Origin of the sequence: Petropleomorpha daqingensis (assembly GCF_013408985.1) — a bacterium.
GTDB lineage: Bacteria > Actinomycetota > Actinomycetes > Mycobacteriales > Geodermatophilaceae > Petropleomorpha > Petropleomorpha daqingensis.
Window position 1 is genome coordinate 1,144,133 of the sequence record NZ_JACBZT010000001.1, and the last position, 16,934, is coordinate 1,161,066.

The window sequence follows — 16,934 nt, forward strand, 5'->3', positions numbered from 1 at the left end:
GGGTACACGCCCGAGACGACGAGCCATCGGCCGCCCGGCTCAGGAGTGCACGCTGCACGCGTGGCCCTCACCCGGCTCGAGGAGGAAACGTCGCGCCGGTCGTGCGGCGAGTGCTCGCCGGACCGCTGCCCACAGCACGTCGTCCCGCCCCCACACGGGATCGATGACGTCGACGCACCACAGCCGGGCGAGCTGGGCCGCCAGTTGGCCCGACCCCGTCCCGAACACCGACACCGGATCGTCGAACGCGCCCGCCCAGGTGCCCTCGTGCGCACCGTCGCGGGTCACGCACACCCGAGCGCCGTCCAGCACCCCCGGCGGGAGGGCGAGCACCAGGAGGTCGGTGCCGAGACAGCCCGCGGCCAGGGCGTCGACGACGGCCTCGGTGGCGTATCCGTGCACCCACGCCCGCTGGAGCCAGCCCTCATCGTCCTCCCCCGGCTGCGAGTTGTGCGTCAGGAGGCCGGCACGGTTGATCTCGGCCAGGACGTCGACCAGGTGCTCGGTCTCGCCCGCCACCGTGGCGCCCAGGTAGTGCGGATGGGCGCGCAACCGGCCTTCGATGAACCGGGCGGTCAGTTCCCGGAGCCGGGAGACGGAACCGGCCTGCTGCCAGGCCGGGAGACAGGCCGGGCAGGTGTCGTCGCTGTCGTGCAGGTGCGCGGGCATGCGACGAGCGTGCGGTGCTCGACGGATCGCCGGCGTCGTCCACAGGGCCGGTCTGTGGACGGAACGCGAGAGGGCCCCGCCGCGCAGCGCGCGACGGGGCCCGGCCCCCTGCAAGGTCCCGCCACGAGCTTGCGACTGGAGGGGGGCAGGGGGTGTTTTTCAGGCGGTGGGCTCGTCCACCGTGAGGTTGCGGGTGCGGTTCGGGTCGACCGGGATGCCCGGGCCCATCGTCGTGGAGATGGTGACCTTCTTGAGGTACCGACCCTTCGCCGCGGCCGGCTTGGCCCGCAGCACCTCGTCGAGGGCGGCGGCGTAGTTCTCGACCAGCTTGGTGTCGTCGAACGACGTCTTGCCGATCACGAGGTGCAGGTTGGCCTGCTTGTCGACGCGGAAGTTGATCTTCCCGCCCTTGATGTCGTTGACGGCCTTGGTGACGTCGGGGGTCACGGTGCCGGTCTTCGGGTTCGGCATCAGGCCGCGGGGACCGAGGATGCGCGCGATGCGGCCGACCTTGGCCATCTGGTCGGGGGTCGCGATCGCGGCGTCGAAGTCCAGGAAGCCGCCCTGGATGCGCTCGATCAGGTCGTCCGAGCCGACGACGTCGGCGCCGGCGGCCTCGGCCTCGGCGGCCTTGTCACCGGTCGCGAAGACGATGACGCGCGCGGTCTTGCCGGTGCCGTGGGGCAGGTTGACCGTGCCGCGGACCATCTGGTCGGCCTTGCGGGGGTCGACCCCGAGCCGCATGGCCACCTCGACGGTCGCGTCGTAGCTGGTCGGCGACGTCTCCTTGGCCAGGTTCGCCGCCTGCAGCGGGGAGTACAGGTTCTCGCGGTCGACCTTGGCCGCGGCCTGCTGGTACTTCTTGCCGTGCTTCGCCATGGGGGTGTTCCTCTCCCCCGGCTCGTCGAGCCGGGAGCTCACGTGGTTGACGGGCCTGGCGTGGCCCTCCCACTGTTCTGGGTGCTTCAGCCCTGGACGGTGATGCCCATCGACCGGGCGGTGCCGGCGATGATCTTCTCGGCCTGGTCCAGGTCGGTGGCGTTGAGGTCGGCCATCTTGGTCTGCGCGATCTCGCGGACCTGGTCACGGGTGACCGTGGCGACCTTGGTCTTGTGCGGCTCGCCCGAGCCCTTCTCCACACCGGCGGCCTTGAGCAGCATGCGCGCGGCCGGCGGGGTCTTGGTGACGAAGGTGAACGAGCGGTCCTCGTAGACCGAGATCTCGACCGGGATGACGTTGCCGCGCTGCGACTCGGTCGCGGCGTTGTACGCCTTGCAGAACTCCATGATGTTGACGCCGTGCTGGCCGAGCGCCGGACCGACGGGCGGCGCGGGGGTGGCCGCACCGGCGTTGATCTGGAGCTTGATGACCGCGGTCAACCGCTTCCTGGGGGGCATGACTTCCTTCTGTGTGTATCGCTCGAGCGTCGTTGGGCGCTGAGGGCCAGATCAGATTTTCGCGACCTGGGTGAACGAGAGCTCGACCGGCGTCTCCCGGCCGAAGATCGAGACGAGCACCTGCAGCTTCTGCTGCTCGGCGTTGATCTCGTTGATCGTCGCGGGCAGGGTCGCGAACGGCCCGTCCATGACGGTGACCGACTCGCCGACCTCGAAGTCGACGACGGCCGTGGTGGTGCCGGTCGCGGCGGCGCCGCCGCCGGCCGCCGCGGCCTCCGGCGTCTTGGCCGCCTGGGGGGCCACCGTCGGGGCGAGGATCTTGACGACCTCGTCGACGGTCAGCGGCGAGGGCTTCGAGGTGGCACCCACGAAACCGGTGACGCCGGGGGTGTTGCGCACGGCGCCCCACGACTCGTCGTTGAGCTCCATGCGGACCAGCAGGTAGCCGGGCAGCACCTTGCGGTTGACCTGCGCGCGCTTGCCGTTCTTGATCTCGGTGACCTCTTCGGTGGGCACCTCGATCTGGTAGATGTAGTCCTCCACGTCCAAGGACTGGATCCGCGCCTCGAGGTTGGTCTTCACCTTGTTCTCGTAGCCGGCGTAGGAGTGCACGACGTACCAGTCGCCGGGCAGGATCCGCAGCTTCTTGCGCATCGCCTCGGCCGGGTCGGCGGTCTCGTCGTCCTCGTCGAGGGCGTCGTCGGACGACGGCGCGGGCGCGGTCAGCGGGTCGGTGACGAGGCTGTCGGGGTCGCCGCTCTCGACCTCCGGGGTCGCGTCGGCCACCTCCGTGGCGGTGTCGAGGTCCGCGGTGTCGCTGGAGCTCTCCGCCGTGCCGGGCTCGCCGGCGTCGGTGTCGACGTCCACGGATCCGCGCACGTCGAACCGCGCGTCGTCGAGGTCGGTGCTCTCGACGGCGCTGTCGGTGTCGAAGGGCTCGCGGGGATCGGTCACGAAGTTCTCTTCCTCGTCTTCTCGGGCGTGTGGTCGGGTGCTCAGCCGAAGACGGCGAGCACTCCCTTGGCGAACAGGATGTCCAGGCCGGCCACCAGCGCGACGATGAACGCCACGAACACGATGACGACCGTGGTGTAGGTGATCAGCTCGCGCCGGCCCGGCCAGATGACCTTGCGCAGCTCGGCGACCACCTCGCGCAGGAACCGGCGGAGGCTGCGCCGCTGGCGCTGCTCACCGGCCTTCGCCTTCTCCGCAGCCGCGCGGGAGCGCGTGCCCGTCCCGGTGCGGGTGGCCGGTCGCGACGGGGTGCGCTCGCGGGCCGCGCGGCGGGACCGCGGGGTCGCCTCGTCGTCGTCCTCGTCCTCGTCGTCCTCACCGGCGGCGGTGATGCGGCCACGGCGACGGCGGGCCGACACGACCTTGTCCTCGTCGTCCTCGGCCTCGGCGGCCACCTCGGCCTCGGCGGCCTCCAGTTCGGCCGCGTCGTCCACGCCCGGGGCCTCCGCGTCGAGCTCTTCGTCGGTCAGCTCGGCGTCGGAGACGTCGTCGCGTTCCCGCTTCTCGTCGCTCACTGCGCCTCGCTCGCCTCGTGGTGGTGGCCGCTCCGGCGGAGAGACCGTCTGTCGCTGTCGTGCATGGCAGGGGTGACAGGACTTGAACCTGCAGCCTGCGGTTTTGGAGACCGCTGCTCTGCCAATTGAGCTACACCCCTATGAGGACCCCGGCCCCGCCACGGCACGCCAGGCCCGCGGGAGTGGTTCCGGGGCACGCCGGTGGCGGGGTCAACTGCCCCAGGACAGCCAGTGTACGGGACCGCGTCACCGGACAGCCAACGTCCGCCGCGTGCCGATACTCGCGGGCGCGGCGGCCCCGGTCTTTGACACCATGAACGCATGACCGCTGTCTCCTCGTCGGAGCCCGCCCTGTCCGAGCTGCCGCCCGCGCAGCGCCGCATCTCGCGCCGCATCGCGGCGATCACCGAGTCGGCGACCCTCGCCGTCGATGCGAAGGCGAAGGCGCTCAAGGCCGCCGGCAAGCCGGTCATCGGGTTCGGCGCCGGCGAGCCGGACTTCCCGACGCCGGACTACATCGTCGAGGCCGCCGTCGCCGCCTGCCGCCAGCCGGCCATGCACCGCTACACCCCCGCCGGCGGGCTGCCGGCGCTCAAGGACGCGATCGTCGCCAAGACCGCCCGCGACTCCGGCCTGGCGATCACCCCGGCCAACGTGCTCGTGACCAACGGCGGCAAGCAGGCCGTCTACGAGGCGTTCGCCACCATGCTCGACCCCGGCGACGAGGTGCTGCTGCCCGCGCCGTTCTGGACCACCTACCCGGAGGCGATCCGGCTGGCCGGTGGCGTGCCGGTGCCGGTGGTCGCCGACGAGCAGAGCGGCTACCTGGTCTCGGCCGCGCAGCTGGAGGCGGCGCGCACCCCGCGGACCAAGGTGCTGCTGTTCTGCTCGCCGTCCAACCCGACCGGCGCGGTGTACCCGGCCGAGGCGGTCGAGGAGATCGGCCGCTGGGCGCTGGACAACGGGCTGTGGGTGCTCACCGACGAGATCTACGAGCACCTGACCTACGGCGGGGTGAGCGCGCCGTCGCTGCCGGTCGTCGTCCCCGAGCTGGCCGACCGCACCGTCGTCGTCAACGGGGTCGCCAAGACCTACGCGATGACCGGCTGGCGGGTGGGTTGGGTGATCGGCCCCACGGACGTCGTCAAGGCCGCCACCAACCTGCAGTCGCACGCGACCAGCAACGTCGCGAACGTCTCCCAGGCCGCCGCGGTCGCGGCGCTGACCGGCGACCTCTCGGCCGTGGCCGTCATGCGGGAGGCCTTCGACCGGCGGCGGCGGACCATCGTGTCGATGCTGCGGGAGATCCCGGGCGTGGCCTGCCCCGAGCCGCAGGGCGCGTTCTACGTCTACCCGTCGGTGAAGGGCCTGCTCGGCCGCGACATCGGCGGCCGCACGGCGCAGGACACCGTCGAGCTCGCCGAGATCATCCTCGAGCAGGCCGAGGTCGCCGTCGTCCCCGGCGAGGCGTTCGGCACGCCGGGGTACCTGCGGCTGTCCTACGCGCTGGGCGACGACGACCTGGCCGAGGGGGTGGGCCGGCTGCAGCGGCTGCTCGGCTCGGCCGGCTGACCCCTACCGGGTCTTGCGCAGCGCTCCGGCGTCCACGAGGACGTCGACCGCCGCGGGTAAGCGCGAGAACGCGGCCGCGACGTCGGACGGGGTCGCGATCGTCCAGGCGTTGGCGTCGATGTAGCAGCGCATCGCCTGGTCGAACGCGTCGGCCCCGGCGGCGTCGCGGGCGGCCAGCAACGCCGCGCCGCCCTTGCCGTACACGATGCCGAAGTAGTCTCCGTCATCGGCGAACTGGTCGATGGACGCACCCACGTCCCCGGGCAGCCGCAGCGCGCGCTGGACGTAGCCCGGCTGGGGCGCGAAGTCGACCGACTCGGCGTAAGTGGCGAACGCCTCGTCCAGCCACGGGTCGCGGAACTGGTCGTCACCGACCATGCCGTAGAACCACATGTGCGCGACCTCGTGGACCAGCACGTCCTGGTCCGCCGCGGCCAGCTGGATGTTGCTGGGGTACTCGATGCCACCGCCGTAGTCCGGCAGCAGCGGCACGGTCAGCGTCCGGTACGGGAACGCGCCGAACCGGGCCTCGAGGTCGGCGATCGCCTGCACGGTCCAGTCGGCCAGCCGGTCGAGCGGGAGGTCGCCGCCGGGCAGGACGCCGACGGTCACCCGCACGCCGTCTGGCGTGGTGCGCTCCTCGGTGGTGAACTCGCCCACGACCACGCTGACGTCGCGAGCCACCGGCTCGGTGGAGGTCCACGTGCGCCGGCCGTCCGCGGCGGCCGACGGCGGCTGCTGGTCGCCGGTCATGAGCACGGTGAGGTCCTCGGGCACCGAGACGCTGATCGTGGTGTCGGCGACCGTGCTGCTGGCGGTCTCACCGAGCAGGGGGACGAACGGGTCCTCGTCCCAGCCGAGGCCGGGCTCCCAGGCCAGCAGCGGGGCGCCGCTCCCCCACCAGGCCAGGCCGTCGTCGGTGCCGAACCGGTCGAAGGTGCCCTCGCCGAGGGTGAGCGTGAAGTCCAGCGCCACCGTCGTCGACTCCCCCGCGGCCAGCTCGCCGTCCAGCCGGACCTCGTACAGGCCACCCGGGTCGGCGGCCTCGGCCGGGAGGTAGCCGGCCCGGTCGACGTCGTCCCCGTGGATCTCGTCGACGACCAGGCGGTTGCCCGCCTCGGCCGACCCGGGTCCGTTGGGCACCAGCCGGAAGACCAGCCGGTCGGTGGGCCGGTCCGGGGTGAAGGTGACGGTCTCGGTGCCGGTCACGCTCGCCCGGTCGTCGGCCAGCCGGAACTCGTAGTCGATGACCGGTCGGTGCGGGTCGGGCTCCGCGCGCTGCGCGGGGCAGACGAACCCCTGCGGCGCGGGGGCGGACGACGACGCCGCGGCCGGCGAGGAGCCGTCCAGGACGGACGTGAACGAGGTGCAGCCGGTCAGCGCCAGCAGGGCGGCCGCGGCCGCCGCTGCCCGCACCCGGCTCACGGCAGGGCGACGACGGCGCGGGCGAGGGAGAGCACCTTCTCGCCGGCGCTGGTGACGGTCAGGTCGACCCGGACCCGCCCGTCCTCGAGGACCGCGCCGACCTTGCCGCGCACGGTGACCTCGGCGCCGGCGTCGTCGTCCGGGACGACGACCGGCCGGCCGAACCGGACCTGGTACTCGGTCAGGGCGGCGGCGTCGCCGGTCCAGGCGGTGACCGCGCGCCCGGCGAGCGCCATGGTGAACATGCCGTGGGCGATGACGTTCGGCAGGCCGACCGACGTCGCCACGCGCTCGTTCCAGTGGATCGGGTTGAAGTCGCCCGAGGCCCCGGCGTAGCGGACCAGGTCGGCGCGGGTGACCCGGAACGTCTGCTCGGGCAGCTCGGTGCCCACCTCGACGGTCACGATTCCCCCCGCGCGACGAGCATCGAGGTGGCGGTGCACACCGGCTCGCCATCCTCGGTGGCCAGGTCGACCCGCGTGGTGAGCAGATCATTTCCGCCCACGTGCCTGACGGTTTCGATCGTCGTCCGTGCCACGAGCCGGTCACCGGCCCGGATCGGGCGGTGGTGGGTGAAGCGCTGCTCGCCGTGGACGACGCGGCTGTAGTCGATGGCGACCTCGGGGTCGTCGAGCACGCTGGTGGCGGCGTCGAGGCTGACCACGATGGCGAACGTCGGTGGCGCGATCACGTCGGGGTGGCCGGCGGCGCGGGCGGCCTCGGCGTCCCGGTAGACGGGGTCCGGATCACCGATCGCGGCGGCGAACTCGGCGATCTTGGCCCGGCCGACCTCGTAGACGGCAGAGGGCGGGTAGCTGCGCCCGACCAGTCCTGGGTCCAGCGCCATGCTCCCGCCCTCTCCGCTACGGCCGCTGGGTCAGCGGGTGTCTGCGGTGCCAGAGATCCGCGTCAGCGGGTCTCGCGGTGCAAGGTGTGCTTGCGGTCCTTGGGGCAGTACTTCATCAGCTCGAGCCGGTCGGGGTCGTTGCGCCGGTTCTTGCGGGTGATGTAGTTGCGGTTCTTGCACTCCTGGCAGGCCAGGGTGATCTTCGGACGGATGTCGGTGGCTGCCACGGTGCGCTCCTAGCCTTGCCGGTCGGACCGGCGAGCGGTCCGCGTGCCGACGGGATTGCCGACACGACGACGGACCCCCGAGGGGGTCCGTGAGTAGCGGTGACCGGATTTGAACCGGTGACACAGCGATTATGAGCCGCTTGCTCTGCCTGGCTGAGCTACACCGCCGTGAGTGCTGTCCAGAGCCCCTTTACGGAATCGAACCGTAGACCTTCTCCTTACCATGGAGACGCTCTGCCGACTGAGCTAAAGGGGCGTGCCGACTGGGCGAGGAGAACTGTACCCGACGCCTCTCGGCCGCTGTTCGAGGACCCGCTGTGATCCCCGTCAGGTCCGGACGAACAGGCGGCGGTGCGTGGCGCCCGGCGCCGCGGAGCGGACCCCGGTGCGCGCCAGCAGCCAGCTCTCCAGCCGCTCGTCGGGCAGCGGCCGGCTGACCAGGAAGCCCTGGAGCTTGTCGCAGCCCATCTCGGCCAGCAGGTTGCGGGTCAGCTCGTCCTCGACGCCCTCGGCGACGACCCGCAGGCCCAGGTTGTGCGCCAGCTCGATGATCGACCGGGCGATGAACGACTCGCCCTGGCTGGTCGACATGCCCAGCACGAAGGACTTGTCGATCTTGACCTCGTCGATCGGCAGCTGGCGCAGCTGGGACAGCGACGAGTAGCCGGTGCCGAAGTCGTCCATGGACAGCCGCAGCCCCAGGGCGTGCAGGTCGGCGAGGACGGAGCTGTTGCGCACCGTGTCGTCGATGACGCTGCCCTCGGTGAGCTCGAGGGTGAGCAGCTCCCCCGGCACGCCGTGGCGGCGCAGCGCTCGGCGCACCCGCTCGACCAGGTCGGGCTCGGTGAGGCAGCGGGCGGAGAGGTTGACCGCCACCGACAGCGCGATGTCCTGGTCCAGCCAGCGCCGGCAGCGGGCCAGCGCGAGGTCCAGGACGTGGTCGGTCAGCGGCCCGATCCGGCCGATCTGCTCGGCCAGGTGGATGAAGTCGTCCGGCGGGATGGCGCCGTAGCGGGGGTGCGCCCAGCGGACCAGCGTCTCCACCGACACGATGTCCGAGCTCCGGGCGTCGATGATCGGCTGGAAGACGACGGAGATGTGCCCGTCGGCCATGGCCTGCTCGAGCTCGGTGCCCAGCTGCAGCCGGCGCAGGCTCTGCTGGTCCAGCACCGGGTGGTAGCTGGCCACGCCGCTGGAGCCGGACGCGGCCAGCAGGGCGACGTCGGCGCGCTGCATGAGCGTGCCGGCGTCGGCGCCGTGCACCGGTGCGGCGGCCACGCCGATCGACAGCGTGACCTCCAGGTCCAGCCCGGCCACCCGGGCGCGGGTGGAGGCCGCCTCGCGCAGCCGGCGGGCGGCGCGCTCGGTGGCGGCCAGCGACAGCCCGGGCAGCAGGACGGCGAACTGCTCGCCCTCCATGCGGGCGAGCATGGCCTGCGGCGGGGCGTGCTCGCGGAGCAGCCCGGCGGTCACGAGCAGCAGCTCGTCGCTGGCCGCGTGGCCGAGGGTGTCGGTGACCTCGGTGTAGTTGTCCAGCGCGGCGAGGATGAGCCCCACCCGTGCGGCCACGGGGTCGGCGGCGAGGAGGCCGTCGATCTCCGAGGCCAGCCGCTGGCGGTTGGGCAGGCCGGTCAGCCGGTCGTGGTCGGCGTCGTAGCGGATCTGGGTGAGCAGCTGCTGCTGCCGGATCGCGGCGTTGACGTGCGTGAGCACGCTCTCCAGCGCGGCCCGGTCACCCTCGGCGAAGGTGACGACGTCGCTGCGGCGGTCGCAGACCTCGAGATAGCCCGGCTCCCCGGCGGCGGTGACGATCGCCGCGCCGATCAGGTCCGAGGCGCCACGGCGTCCCAGCGCGGACACCTCGACGTCGTCGGAGCGGGCCAGCGAGGCGTGCACCGGCCCCTCGGCCGCCGCGTCGACGGCGCGCCGGCGGAAGACGTCGTCCGGGTCACCGGGGCCGTCGTACCAGACGGCGCCGTCCTCGGCGGCGACGACCAGGCGGGGTTCCTCGTCGAGGTAGGGCGGCAGCCAGAGGGCGACCTTCTCCGCGTTGAGCAGGTCGCGGACGGCGAAGACCAGCTGGCGGGCGCCGTCCTCGTCGGCGGGGATCTGCTCGACCCGCCGGGCGAAGTCGTAGACCCGTTCCAGGGTGTCGCCCTCGCGCGTCACCTGCCCGAAGCGCCGGTAGAGCAGGCCCAGGACGCCGACGAGCGGCACGATCAGCAGCCAGGCCCACAGCGTCTGGCTGAGCAGCAGGACGGCGGCCAGCCCGACGACGACGCACATCGGCGCGACGACCACGATCGGGACCAGCAGCGTCGACCACAGCGTCCGGCCGGGGTAGCCCTGGGTCAGCGAGATGGCGACGGCGATGAGCAGACCGCCGACGACGTCGGCGCCCATCGCCGCGAGCAGGTAGGACAGCCACGTCAGCGGCGACGTGATCGGTCCGTCGTAGAGCAGTTCCAGGATCGCGACGGCGACGGCGATCTCGATGACCGCGTTCGCCAGGTTGAAGCCGTACTTGACCGCCGGGTAGCGCTGGATGGTCAGCACGCCGGCGAGCGCGACCAGTCGCGCCACGACGCTCCACGCGCCACCGATCTCGTGCAGCGCCACGACGAGGGCGAGTTCGTTCGCCGACCAGGAGAAGGTCTGCGCGCGGAACTCGAAGTGCAACGGGACCGATTCGGTCACCACGAAGACGAGGCAGACACCGATGAGCGGCAGCACCGCGACGGGGCGCCGGTCGGCGGCCAGCACGTAGACGAACGCCGGCACCGCCAGGGCGCAGGCGAGGAGGGTGGCCGTCCACGGATTGCGCGTCGCCTGGGCGCGCGCGGGCGCCCGCAACTCCGATTCGGCCAAAGGAGAACCCGCTTCTGGGGGAGGGGAAGAGGTGGCGCCGAGGCTAACAGCGCGAGGGCCCGCTGCCACGGTTCTAGCAACTCGGAGGGGGCAGGCGGTCGTCGACCGCCTGCCCCCTCCGAATTCCGTCAGGAAACCGCGAGCGTCAGCTCCAGCGGCCCCCACGGCTCCAACGACCGCCGCGGCTCCAACGTCCACCGCGCTGCTGCTTCGTGCTCATGACGCCTCCTCAGGCATGACTGACTGCTGTGGTGCGGCAGTCACCACGCGCGGGGGCAGAGCGTCGTTCGGTACGGACCGCGCCGGGAACATTGCTTCCCGTCACTCCTTGGGACAAGCATCGAGGATCACGATGGTGTGACTCCCTGTCGTGCCGTCACTTTGTGTGACCAAACTCAGACGAGACGTCACCGTTTCGGGGGTATATGGGGCTGGTGTGACGGCGCGCGTCGGCGGGTCCGTCGCCCCGTTTTCGAGCTTTCGACGCCTGTACGTGCGAAAAGACAGCGGTGTCATCCGCGAGACGGTTGGGAAGGGCCCGAGGGCTCTGTCCGGCGTGTCGCCGCCGTCAGTCGTGACCGGGCACGTGGTCGAGCTGAGTGCGCTTGAGGTCGACCGGGTCGTCCGGCACTGACTCGTCAGGCGGGGCCGGCGGCTCGGGGTGCCCGAGCAACTGCGCGGTCCGGTCGAAGGCGGCCCGAGCCTGCCGGGCCAGCAGCTCCTCTGTCGCGGGGTCGGCGCCAGGGGCGAGCGGCGCTACGGCGGCAGCTGCGTCCTCGCGGTCGAAGACCAACCCGTTGTCAGGAGCCAGCGCCCAACTGCCGTCCGCGTTCACCAGCGAGGCCCCGCCCTGGACGAGCGCCTCGACGAGGCTTGCGGGCCCGGACGTGCCGGGGAACAGTCCAGCGATCTTGCTGAACGCGAAGACGGGGAACCGCAGGGACACGTCGTAGCTGAACTGGCGGTCGACTGCGTCGGACATCGCGAGGTACCCGTCGATCGCGTGGTCCAGCCGCTGGGCGTACTCCCGGGTGGCCACGAACGCACTGCGGATGGCCACCGCCCTGGCAGGCGTCGTGGGATCCGTCCCCGCCAGGTCCAGCGGCTCAGCCCCTGTCACCTGGTCGATGGCCGATTGCACGATTGCCGCGGTGGCGACGTCGAGGGTCAGGTATCCGAGTCCCCGGAGGGCAGCGTCTTCGGTCGGGGACAGTTGCTGCCCCGCTCCGGCTGCGGCGAGAGCGTCAGTGACGACGCCAGGGTGGGCGGCGACCGCGTCCCCGAGGGCCGGGGACAGCTCCGCGGCCGTCGTCCGGTCGACGGTCCAGGCGACATCGACGTCGGTCGGGGACAGGCCGGTCCCCAGCGCCTGGAGGCCGGACCGGACCGCGGCCTCGCCGGCCGGACCAGCGGCCGCGGCATCCCGCACGAGTGTGGCGAAGGCCGCGCCGTCGTCGTCCCACGAGCGGGCGAGCAAGGCGTCCCATGCCTCCCGACCGCCGAGGAGAACCGCGGCTGCGTCCCGGTCGCCTGCCGCCGCCAGCCGGTCGACGACGACCGTCACCGGATCTCTCCCCCACCTGCGCAGCCGGTCGGTGGCTGTGACGCCCTGCTGGCGTTCACGGCCCAGCATCTGCACGCCCCAGGCAGCGGCCGTCTCGTTCCGCACTCCTCCCGCGGTCGCCGGCACGGCGGCGAGCAGAGCAGTGAGGCCGAAGACGACCTCGTCGGCTGTCCCATCGGTCGACGCGGGGTCGATGTAGCGCGCGTCGAGGACGTCCCGGAGCGGGCCGTTCGCCGCACCGAGGGAACTGGCGGCGCCGAAGGCGGTGGCCAGCCACTGGGCCACGATCCCTGACGGCTCGGTCGCCTGCCCCAGGTGCACCAGCAGCCAGCGGACCCCGTCCTCGTCCAGGTCGGCCAGCAGCGCTCCGGCATACGTAGCGGCGCCGGCGAACGGCAGACCCTCGCGGGCGATCGCATCGATGTCGTCAGCGGTCACAGGACCGTCCAGAGCCCGTGCCGCTGCCCACGCACGCGCGATCAGCTCGCCGTCGCCCCAGCCGGGCAGGAGCACCGCGACGTTCGCCAGCACCGCGGCCTCCTGCCCCGGCGCGCCGGTGCCGCCGAGGCCGGTGGTGGCGCCGTCGAGCACCTGCGCGGTGGCCGTGGCGTCGTCGAGCACGTCGGCGACGGCCGCGGCGTGCGCCCGGCGCCGATCGGTCTCGGCCTCCTCCAGCTCCCGGATGACCGGCTGCGCGAGCGCGGGGTCGGACTGCCCGACCCGTGTCCACGCGACGGCGAAGTCCTCGGCCTGGTCGCGGCGCAGCGCGGCGATCCGCGTCCGGGCGTCGTCGAGCACCTGGGCGTGCAGCCGCAGGCGCTGCTCCGCCGCGGTCAGCGTCTCGTGCAGGCGCCGCACCAGGTCCGACACCGTGACCACCTGCTCGGCGGCCGCGGTGGCGTCCGCGCCGAGCCAGCCGGGCGCCGAGGTCGCCGGACCGGCCAGGTGCGCGTCGAGGACGCCCATGCCGAACGCGGCACCGGTCACCACCGAGACGAGGTCGGCCAGCGCCGACGGGTCCCCGGGCGGCGGGTCGAGCGGGACGGGTGCCGGCAGGTTCACCGGGGCACCGCCTCGCCCCGCGGCGCCAGCAGCGACCCGTCCAGCCCCGACCACGAGTCGGCGGTGGCGGCGATCGTCCCGCCCAGCCAGCGCAGCTCCCCCGCCACGGCGCAGCCGGCCACCCGGTGCGCCTCGAGGAACGCGCCGGCGGCCGCGGCGAGCGGCCCCTCGGCATCGCGCACCCCGGCCAGCCGTGCAGCGACGTCGTCAGCCTCGTCGCCCTGAGCGCGCAGGGCATCGGCGAGCGCGTAGAGCTGCTCGGGCGGGACCTCGATCGTCATGGGCCGGAGTGTGACCGGAAAGGGAATCCCGCTCCGGCGTCGTCCACAGGGCGAACCCGCCGTTCACCGGGACGGGTGGTCTCCCGTCCACATCGTCCACAGGTGCTGTCCACAACCTGGGGACGACGCCGGCGACCCTCTACGCTCCCCCGCGTGCGAGCGGACGGAGGTGTCTCGGAACGGGACGGCGAGCGCGGCTCGACGCTCCCCTTCGTCCTCGTCTGCTGGCTCGTCGCCGCCCTGATGGTCTTCGGCGCGATCGCCGCGTCCGACGCCTTCCTCGAGCAGCAGGAGGTGCAGTCGATCTGCGACGGCGCCGCGCTGGCCGCGGCCGACCGCGCGGACGAGGAGGTCGTCTACACCGCGGGCGTGGGCGCGCACCTGCCGCTGAGCCGGACGACGGCGCAGGCCGCGGTCGCCGACCAGCTGGCCGGTGGCCGCGCGGCCCTCGACGCGTGGTCGGTGGACACCGACGGGGTCGAGGTGACCGTCCGCTGCACCAGGTACGCCGACATCGCCTTCGGCTGGCTGTTCCTCGGCGGCGAGCCGCTGGAGCGCACCGCCGTGGCCAGCGCCCGCGCGCCGACGATCCCCTGAGAAGGGCGACGACCCCCGACCGGAACCGGTCGGGGGCCGTCGTACCGAGGCGTGGCGGGTGAAGGATTCGAACCTTCGTAGGCTGAGCCGACGGATTTACAGTCCGCTCCCTTTGGCCACTCGGGCAACCCGCCGTGCGGTGGTACCGGAGCAGCGTACAAGAGCGGTGGACCGCTCCCCCGAGGTGCCAGGGGGCGCGTCCCCAGAGCGGAGGAGACAGAGGCCATGGCCGACTCGTCGTTCGACATCGTGAGCAAGGTCGACCACCAGGAGGTCGACAACGCCCTGAACCAGGCCGGCAAGGAGCTCTCCCAGCGCTTCGACTTCCGCGGCACCAACGCCAGCATCGCCTGGGCCGGCGAGGACGGGGTCACCCTGCAGGCCGACACCGAGGAGCGGGTCACCGCCGCGCTCGAGGTCTTCAAGGAGAAGCTGATCAAGCGCGGCATCTCGCTGAAGTCGCTGGACGCCGGCGAGCCGCAGTCCTCCGGCAAGAGCTACAAGATCGCCGCGACGATCAAGCAGGGCATCGCCTCGGACAAGGCGAAGCAGATCGCCAAGATCATCCGCGACGAGGGCCCGAAGGGCGTGCAGGCGCAGATCCAGGGTGACCAGCTGCGGGTCAGCGGCAAGAAGCGCGACGACCTGCAGGCGGTGCAGCAGCTGCTGCGCGGCAAGGACCTCGACGTCGCCCTGCAGTTCGACAACTACCGGTAGGGGTGCGAGGTGGTGCCGTCCCCGCCACCAACAGTGGGGACGGCACCACGGCCGTACTCCCCACTGCTAAAAAGCTCGGCCGGTCCCGAGGGTCGTCCGCGTTCGAGTGGTGCACAAGATTGCGGATCCAGAAAGGTCCTCGGTCAGGCGGCGGCCAGCGTGTAGCGCGTCCCGGCGCTGCTCGGCACGAAGGCGTCGGGCAGCGCCGCGGCCAGCGCGTGCTGGGCCCGCCAGCCCGAGCAGTGCCCCGGGACGACGAGATCGGGCGCGAGCTCGGTGAACGCCGCGACCGTCGGCGCGATGATCGGCTCGAACGCCGGGCCGGACAGGTGCAGGCCGCCGAGCAGCGCGGACAGCCGGTCGACCCCGGTGAGCCGCATCGCGTGCCGCGCGATGTTCACCGCGCCGGCATGACCGCACCCGGTCAGGACGACGAGTCCCCGCCCGCGCACGTGCACCACCAGCGCCTGGTCGTCGAGCACCAGCGGGTCGTGCTGCCACGTGGCGCCGTCCCACGCCTGGTGCGGGGGCGGCATGCCTCGCTCGAAGTCCGTCGTCCGGTCCACCTCTCCGGTGACGAGCACGCAGCCGTCGACCAGCAGCGAGGGCTGCCGGCGTTCCACCACGGCGAAGCCCTCGGCCTCCAGCGCCCGGCGGGAGAGCGTCGGCAGCTCGACGGGGTCGGCGCCGGGCACCGCCAGCCGCCGCCGGGTCCAGACCAGCGGGTGCAGCGTCATCGGCAGGCCGCCCCGGCGCCCGGCGAGCGCGGCGAGGCCGCCGGTGTGGTCCCAGTGCCCGTGGCTGAGGACGACGCCCTGCACGTCGCCGAGGTCGACGCCCAGCCGGTCGGCGTTGTCGACCATGCCGTCGGGCGAGACGCCGGTGTCGAACAGCAGCGTGGTGCTCGTCGTCCCGCGGCGGACGGTGACCAGCGCCGAGAAGCCGTGCTCGGCGCGCAGCCCCGCGACCGTGGCGCCGTCCTCGAACTGGGGGGCGCTCACGAGGCCGGTGGACATCGGCACCCGGGCGACCCCGTCGCGCCCGGTGAGCAGGGCGTCGAAGAGGTTGTCGACGAGGGTGGTGATCACCACCTCGTCGACCGGCTCCAGGGCGATCGGGTCGACCGCCGGGCCGGGCGCGGCGCGCGGAGCCGTCGTCCCGACCGGTTCGTCGCCGCTGCACATGCGCCAGAACCTAGTGGTCGGCTCCCTCGTAGCGGCCCGCCCCGAGCGTGCGAGGGGTGGGGGGCGAGGGGGCCCTCACCCCATGTCCCTGGCCATCGCCTCGAGCCTCGCGATGCGCTGCTCCATCGGCGGGTGGGTGGAGAACAGGGTGGCCAGGCCCTGCGCCCGGAACGGGTTGGCGATCATCAGGTGGCTCTGGGTGACCAGCCGGTCGTCCTGCGGCAGCGGCAGCGCCTGGGCGCCGCGCTCGATCTTGCGCAGCGCACTGGCGAGGGCCAGCGGGTCGTGGCTGAGGCCGGCACCCGAGGCGTCGGCCTGGTACTCGCGGCTGCGGCTCACGGCGAGCTGCACGACCGCGGCCGCGATCGGGCCGAGCACGATCAGCAGCAGGCTGCCGAGCGCGTTGCCGCCGTCCCGGTCGTCGGACCGGCCACCGAACAGCGAGGCGAACATCGCCAGGTGCGCCGCGTAGGTGATGATCGTGGCCATCGCCCCGGCGACGCAGCTGATCAGGATGTCGCGGTTGTAGACGTGCGAGAGCTCGTGGGCCAGAACGGCGCGCAGCTCGCGCCGGTCGAGCAGCTCGAGGATGCCCTGCGTGCAGCAGACGGCGGCGTTGCGCGGGTTGCGGCCGGTGGCGAAGGCGTTGGGCTGCGGCGCCGGGCTGACGTACAGCCGGGGCATCGGCTGCCGGGCCTCGGTGGCCAGCTCGCGGACGATCGAGTAGATCTGCGGTGCCTGGGTCTCGGTGACCGGGAAGGCGCGCATCGCGCGCAGCGCCAGCTTGTCGGAGTTGAAGTAGGCGAAACCGTTGACCGCCAGCGCGATGACGAGTGCGATGAAGAGGCCGCGCGGACCGCCGACGAGAGCACCCACGGCGAGGATGAGCGCACCCATGAGCCCCAGCAGCAGGGCGGTCTTGAATCCGTTGTTCCAGCGCTGCACGCCCGGACCAACGCGACCGTCGGGACCGCCGTTCCCGGGCGGCAGCGGCT

The 16,934-nt window shown here is 72.6% G+C and carries 17 protein-coding genes and 4 tRNA genes; 3 read left to right on the plus strand and 18 right to left on the minus strand.

Features of this window, described 5'->3' with window-relative positions; all coding sequences use genetic code 11:
• Nucleotides 1-39: 39 nt before the first annotated feature.
• From GGQ55_RS05580 to GGQ55_RS05605, 6 genes are all read right to left on the minus strand, one after another.
• Nucleotides 40-669 carry a DUF6919 domain-containing protein gene (locus tag GGQ55_RS05580; RefSeq protein ID WP_179715499.1) on the minus strand — a complete coding sequence of 210 codons (630 nt, stop codon included), beginning with the start codon at nt 667-669 and terminating at the stop codon, nt 40-42.
• Between the two features lie 159 nt (nt 670-828).
• Nucleotides 829-1,590 (minus strand): 50S ribosomal protein L1, encoded by a 762-nt coding sequence (gene rplA, locus GGQ55_RS05585; RefSeq protein ID WP_436277824.1) that lies wholly within the window; start codon nt 1,588-1,590, stop codon nt 829-831.
• Between the two features lie 44 nt (nt 1,591-1,634).
• Nucleotides 1,635-2,066, minus strand: coding sequence for a 50S ribosomal protein L11 (gene rplK / locus GGQ55_RS05590; RefSeq protein ID WP_179715500.1), 432 nt, complete (start codon nt 2,064-2,066; stop codon nt 1,635-1,637).
• 51 nt (nt 2,067-2,117) lie between these two features.
• Nucleotides 2,118-3,020, minus strand: a complete 903-nt coding sequence (nusG, locus tag GGQ55_RS26740; RefSeq protein ID WP_179715501.1) for a transcription termination/antitermination protein NusG — start codon at nt 3,018-3,020, stop codon at nt 2,118-2,120.
• Nucleotides 3,021-3,061: 41 nt separating this feature from the next.
• Entirely contained in the window at nt 3,062-3,595 is a 534-nt protein-coding gene (gene secE, locus GGQ55_RS05600; RefSeq protein WP_179715502.1) for a preprotein translocase subunit SecE, read from the minus strand.
• A 64-nt stretch (nt 3,596-3,659) separates the two neighbouring features.
• Nucleotides 3,660-3,735: transfer RNA gene (locus GGQ55_RS05605), tRNA-Trp, on the minus strand.
• 181 nt (nt 3,736-3,916) lie between these two features.
• Here GGQ55_RS05605 and GGQ55_RS05610 point away from each other — a divergent pair.
• A complete protein-coding gene (locus GGQ55_RS05610; protein WP_179715503.1) occupies nt 3,917-5,167 on the plus strand; it encodes a pyridoxal phosphate-dependent aminotransferase in 1,251 nt (416 codons plus the stop codon).
• Nucleotides 5,168-5,170: 3 nt separating this feature from the next.
• Here the strand turns inward: GGQ55_RS05610 and GGQ55_RS05615 are convergent, their stop codons facing one another.
• From GGQ55_RS05615 to GGQ55_RS05655, 9 genes are all read right to left on the minus strand, one after another.
• Nucleotides 5,171-6,583: a M1 family aminopeptidase gene (locus tag GGQ55_RS05615; RefSeq protein WP_366488800.1), complete on the minus strand. Its 1,413-nt coding sequence runs from the start codon at nt 6,581-6,583 to the stop codon at nt 5,171-5,173.
• A 5-nt stretch (nt 6,584-6,588) separates the two neighbouring features.
• A complete protein-coding gene (locus GGQ55_RS05620; protein ID WP_366488802.1) occupies nt 6,589-6,996 on the minus strand; it encodes a MaoC family dehydratase in 408 nt (135 codons plus the stop codon).
• Nucleotides 6,993-7,439, minus strand: a complete 447-nt coding sequence (locus tag GGQ55_RS05625; RefSeq protein WP_179715504.1) for a MaoC family dehydratase N-terminal domain-containing protein — start codon at nt 7,437-7,439, stop codon at nt 6,993-6,995. Before GGQ55_RS05625 ends, GGQ55_RS05620 begins: the two co-directional genes overlap by 4 nt.
• A 62-nt stretch (nt 7,440-7,501) precedes the next feature.
• Nucleotides 7,502-7,666, minus strand: a complete 165-nt coding sequence (gene rpmG, locus GGQ55_RS05630; RefSeq protein WP_116451031.1) for a 50S ribosomal protein L33 — start codon at nt 7,664-7,666, stop codon at nt 7,502-7,504.
• 94 nt (nt 7,667-7,760) lie between these two features.
• Nucleotides 7,761-7,834, minus strand: a tRNA-Met gene (locus GGQ55_RS05635).
• A gap of 15 nt (nt 7,835-7,849) precedes the next feature.
• A tRNA-Thr gene (locus GGQ55_RS05640) sits at nt 7,850-7,922 on the minus strand.
• 71 nt (nt 7,923-7,993) lie between these two features.
• The gene (locus tag GGQ55_RS05645) at nt 7,994-10,534 is read right to left on the minus strand and encodes a putative bifunctional diguanylate cyclase/phosphodiesterase (protein WP_179715505.1); all 2,541 of its coding nucleotides are present in this window, start codon (nt 10,532-10,534) and stop codon (nt 7,994-7,996) included.
• 568 nt (nt 10,535-11,102) lie between these two features.
• Complete coding sequence (locus GGQ55_RS05650) at nt 11,103-13,160, minus strand: hypothetical protein (RefSeq protein ID WP_179715506.1); 2,058 nt, start codon at nt 13,158-13,160, stop codon at nt 11,103-11,105.
• On the minus strand, nt 13,157-13,441 hold the full coding sequence (locus tag GGQ55_RS05655; protein WP_179715507.1) for a hypothetical protein: 285 nt from the start codon (nt 13,439-13,441) through the stop codon (nt 13,157-13,159). Before GGQ55_RS05655 ends, GGQ55_RS05650 begins: the two co-directional genes overlap by 4 nt.
• A gap of 153 nt (nt 13,442-13,594) precedes the next feature.
• Between GGQ55_RS05655 and GGQ55_RS05660 the strand changes: the two genes are divergently transcribed.
• Nucleotides 13,595-14,038, plus strand: coding sequence for a pilus assembly protein TadG-related protein (locus GGQ55_RS05660; RefSeq protein WP_179715508.1), 444 nt, complete (start codon nt 13,595-13,597; stop codon nt 14,036-14,038).
• Between the two features lie 52 nt (nt 14,039-14,090).
• Here GGQ55_RS05660 and GGQ55_RS05665 read toward each other — a convergent pair.
• Nucleotides 14,091-14,172: transfer RNA gene (locus GGQ55_RS05665), tRNA-Tyr, on the minus strand.
• 91 nt (nt 14,173-14,263) lie between these two features.
• Between GGQ55_RS05665 and GGQ55_RS05670 the strand changes: the two genes are divergently transcribed.
• Nucleotides 14,264-14,755, plus strand: coding sequence for a YajQ family cyclic di-GMP-binding protein (locus GGQ55_RS05670; protein ID WP_179715509.1), 492 nt, complete (start codon nt 14,264-14,266; stop codon nt 14,753-14,755).
• 143 nt (nt 14,756-14,898) lie between these two features.
• On the opposite strand, the gene GGQ55_RS05675 is transcribed toward GGQ55_RS05670, so the two are convergent.
• Together GGQ55_RS05675 and htpX are read right to left on the minus strand one after the other, a co-directional pair.
• Nucleotides 14,899-15,939, minus strand: coding sequence for an MBL fold metallo-hydrolase (locus tag GGQ55_RS05675; protein ID WP_179715510.1), 1,041 nt, complete (start codon nt 15,937-15,939; stop codon nt 14,899-14,901).
• A 75-nt stretch (nt 15,940-16,014) separates the two neighbouring features.
• Entirely contained in the window at nt 16,015-16,884 is an 870-nt protein-coding gene (gene htpX / locus GGQ55_RS05680) for a zinc metalloprotease HtpX (RefSeq protein WP_179715511.1), read from the minus strand.
• Between the last annotated feature and the right edge of the window lie 50 nt (nt 16,885-16,934).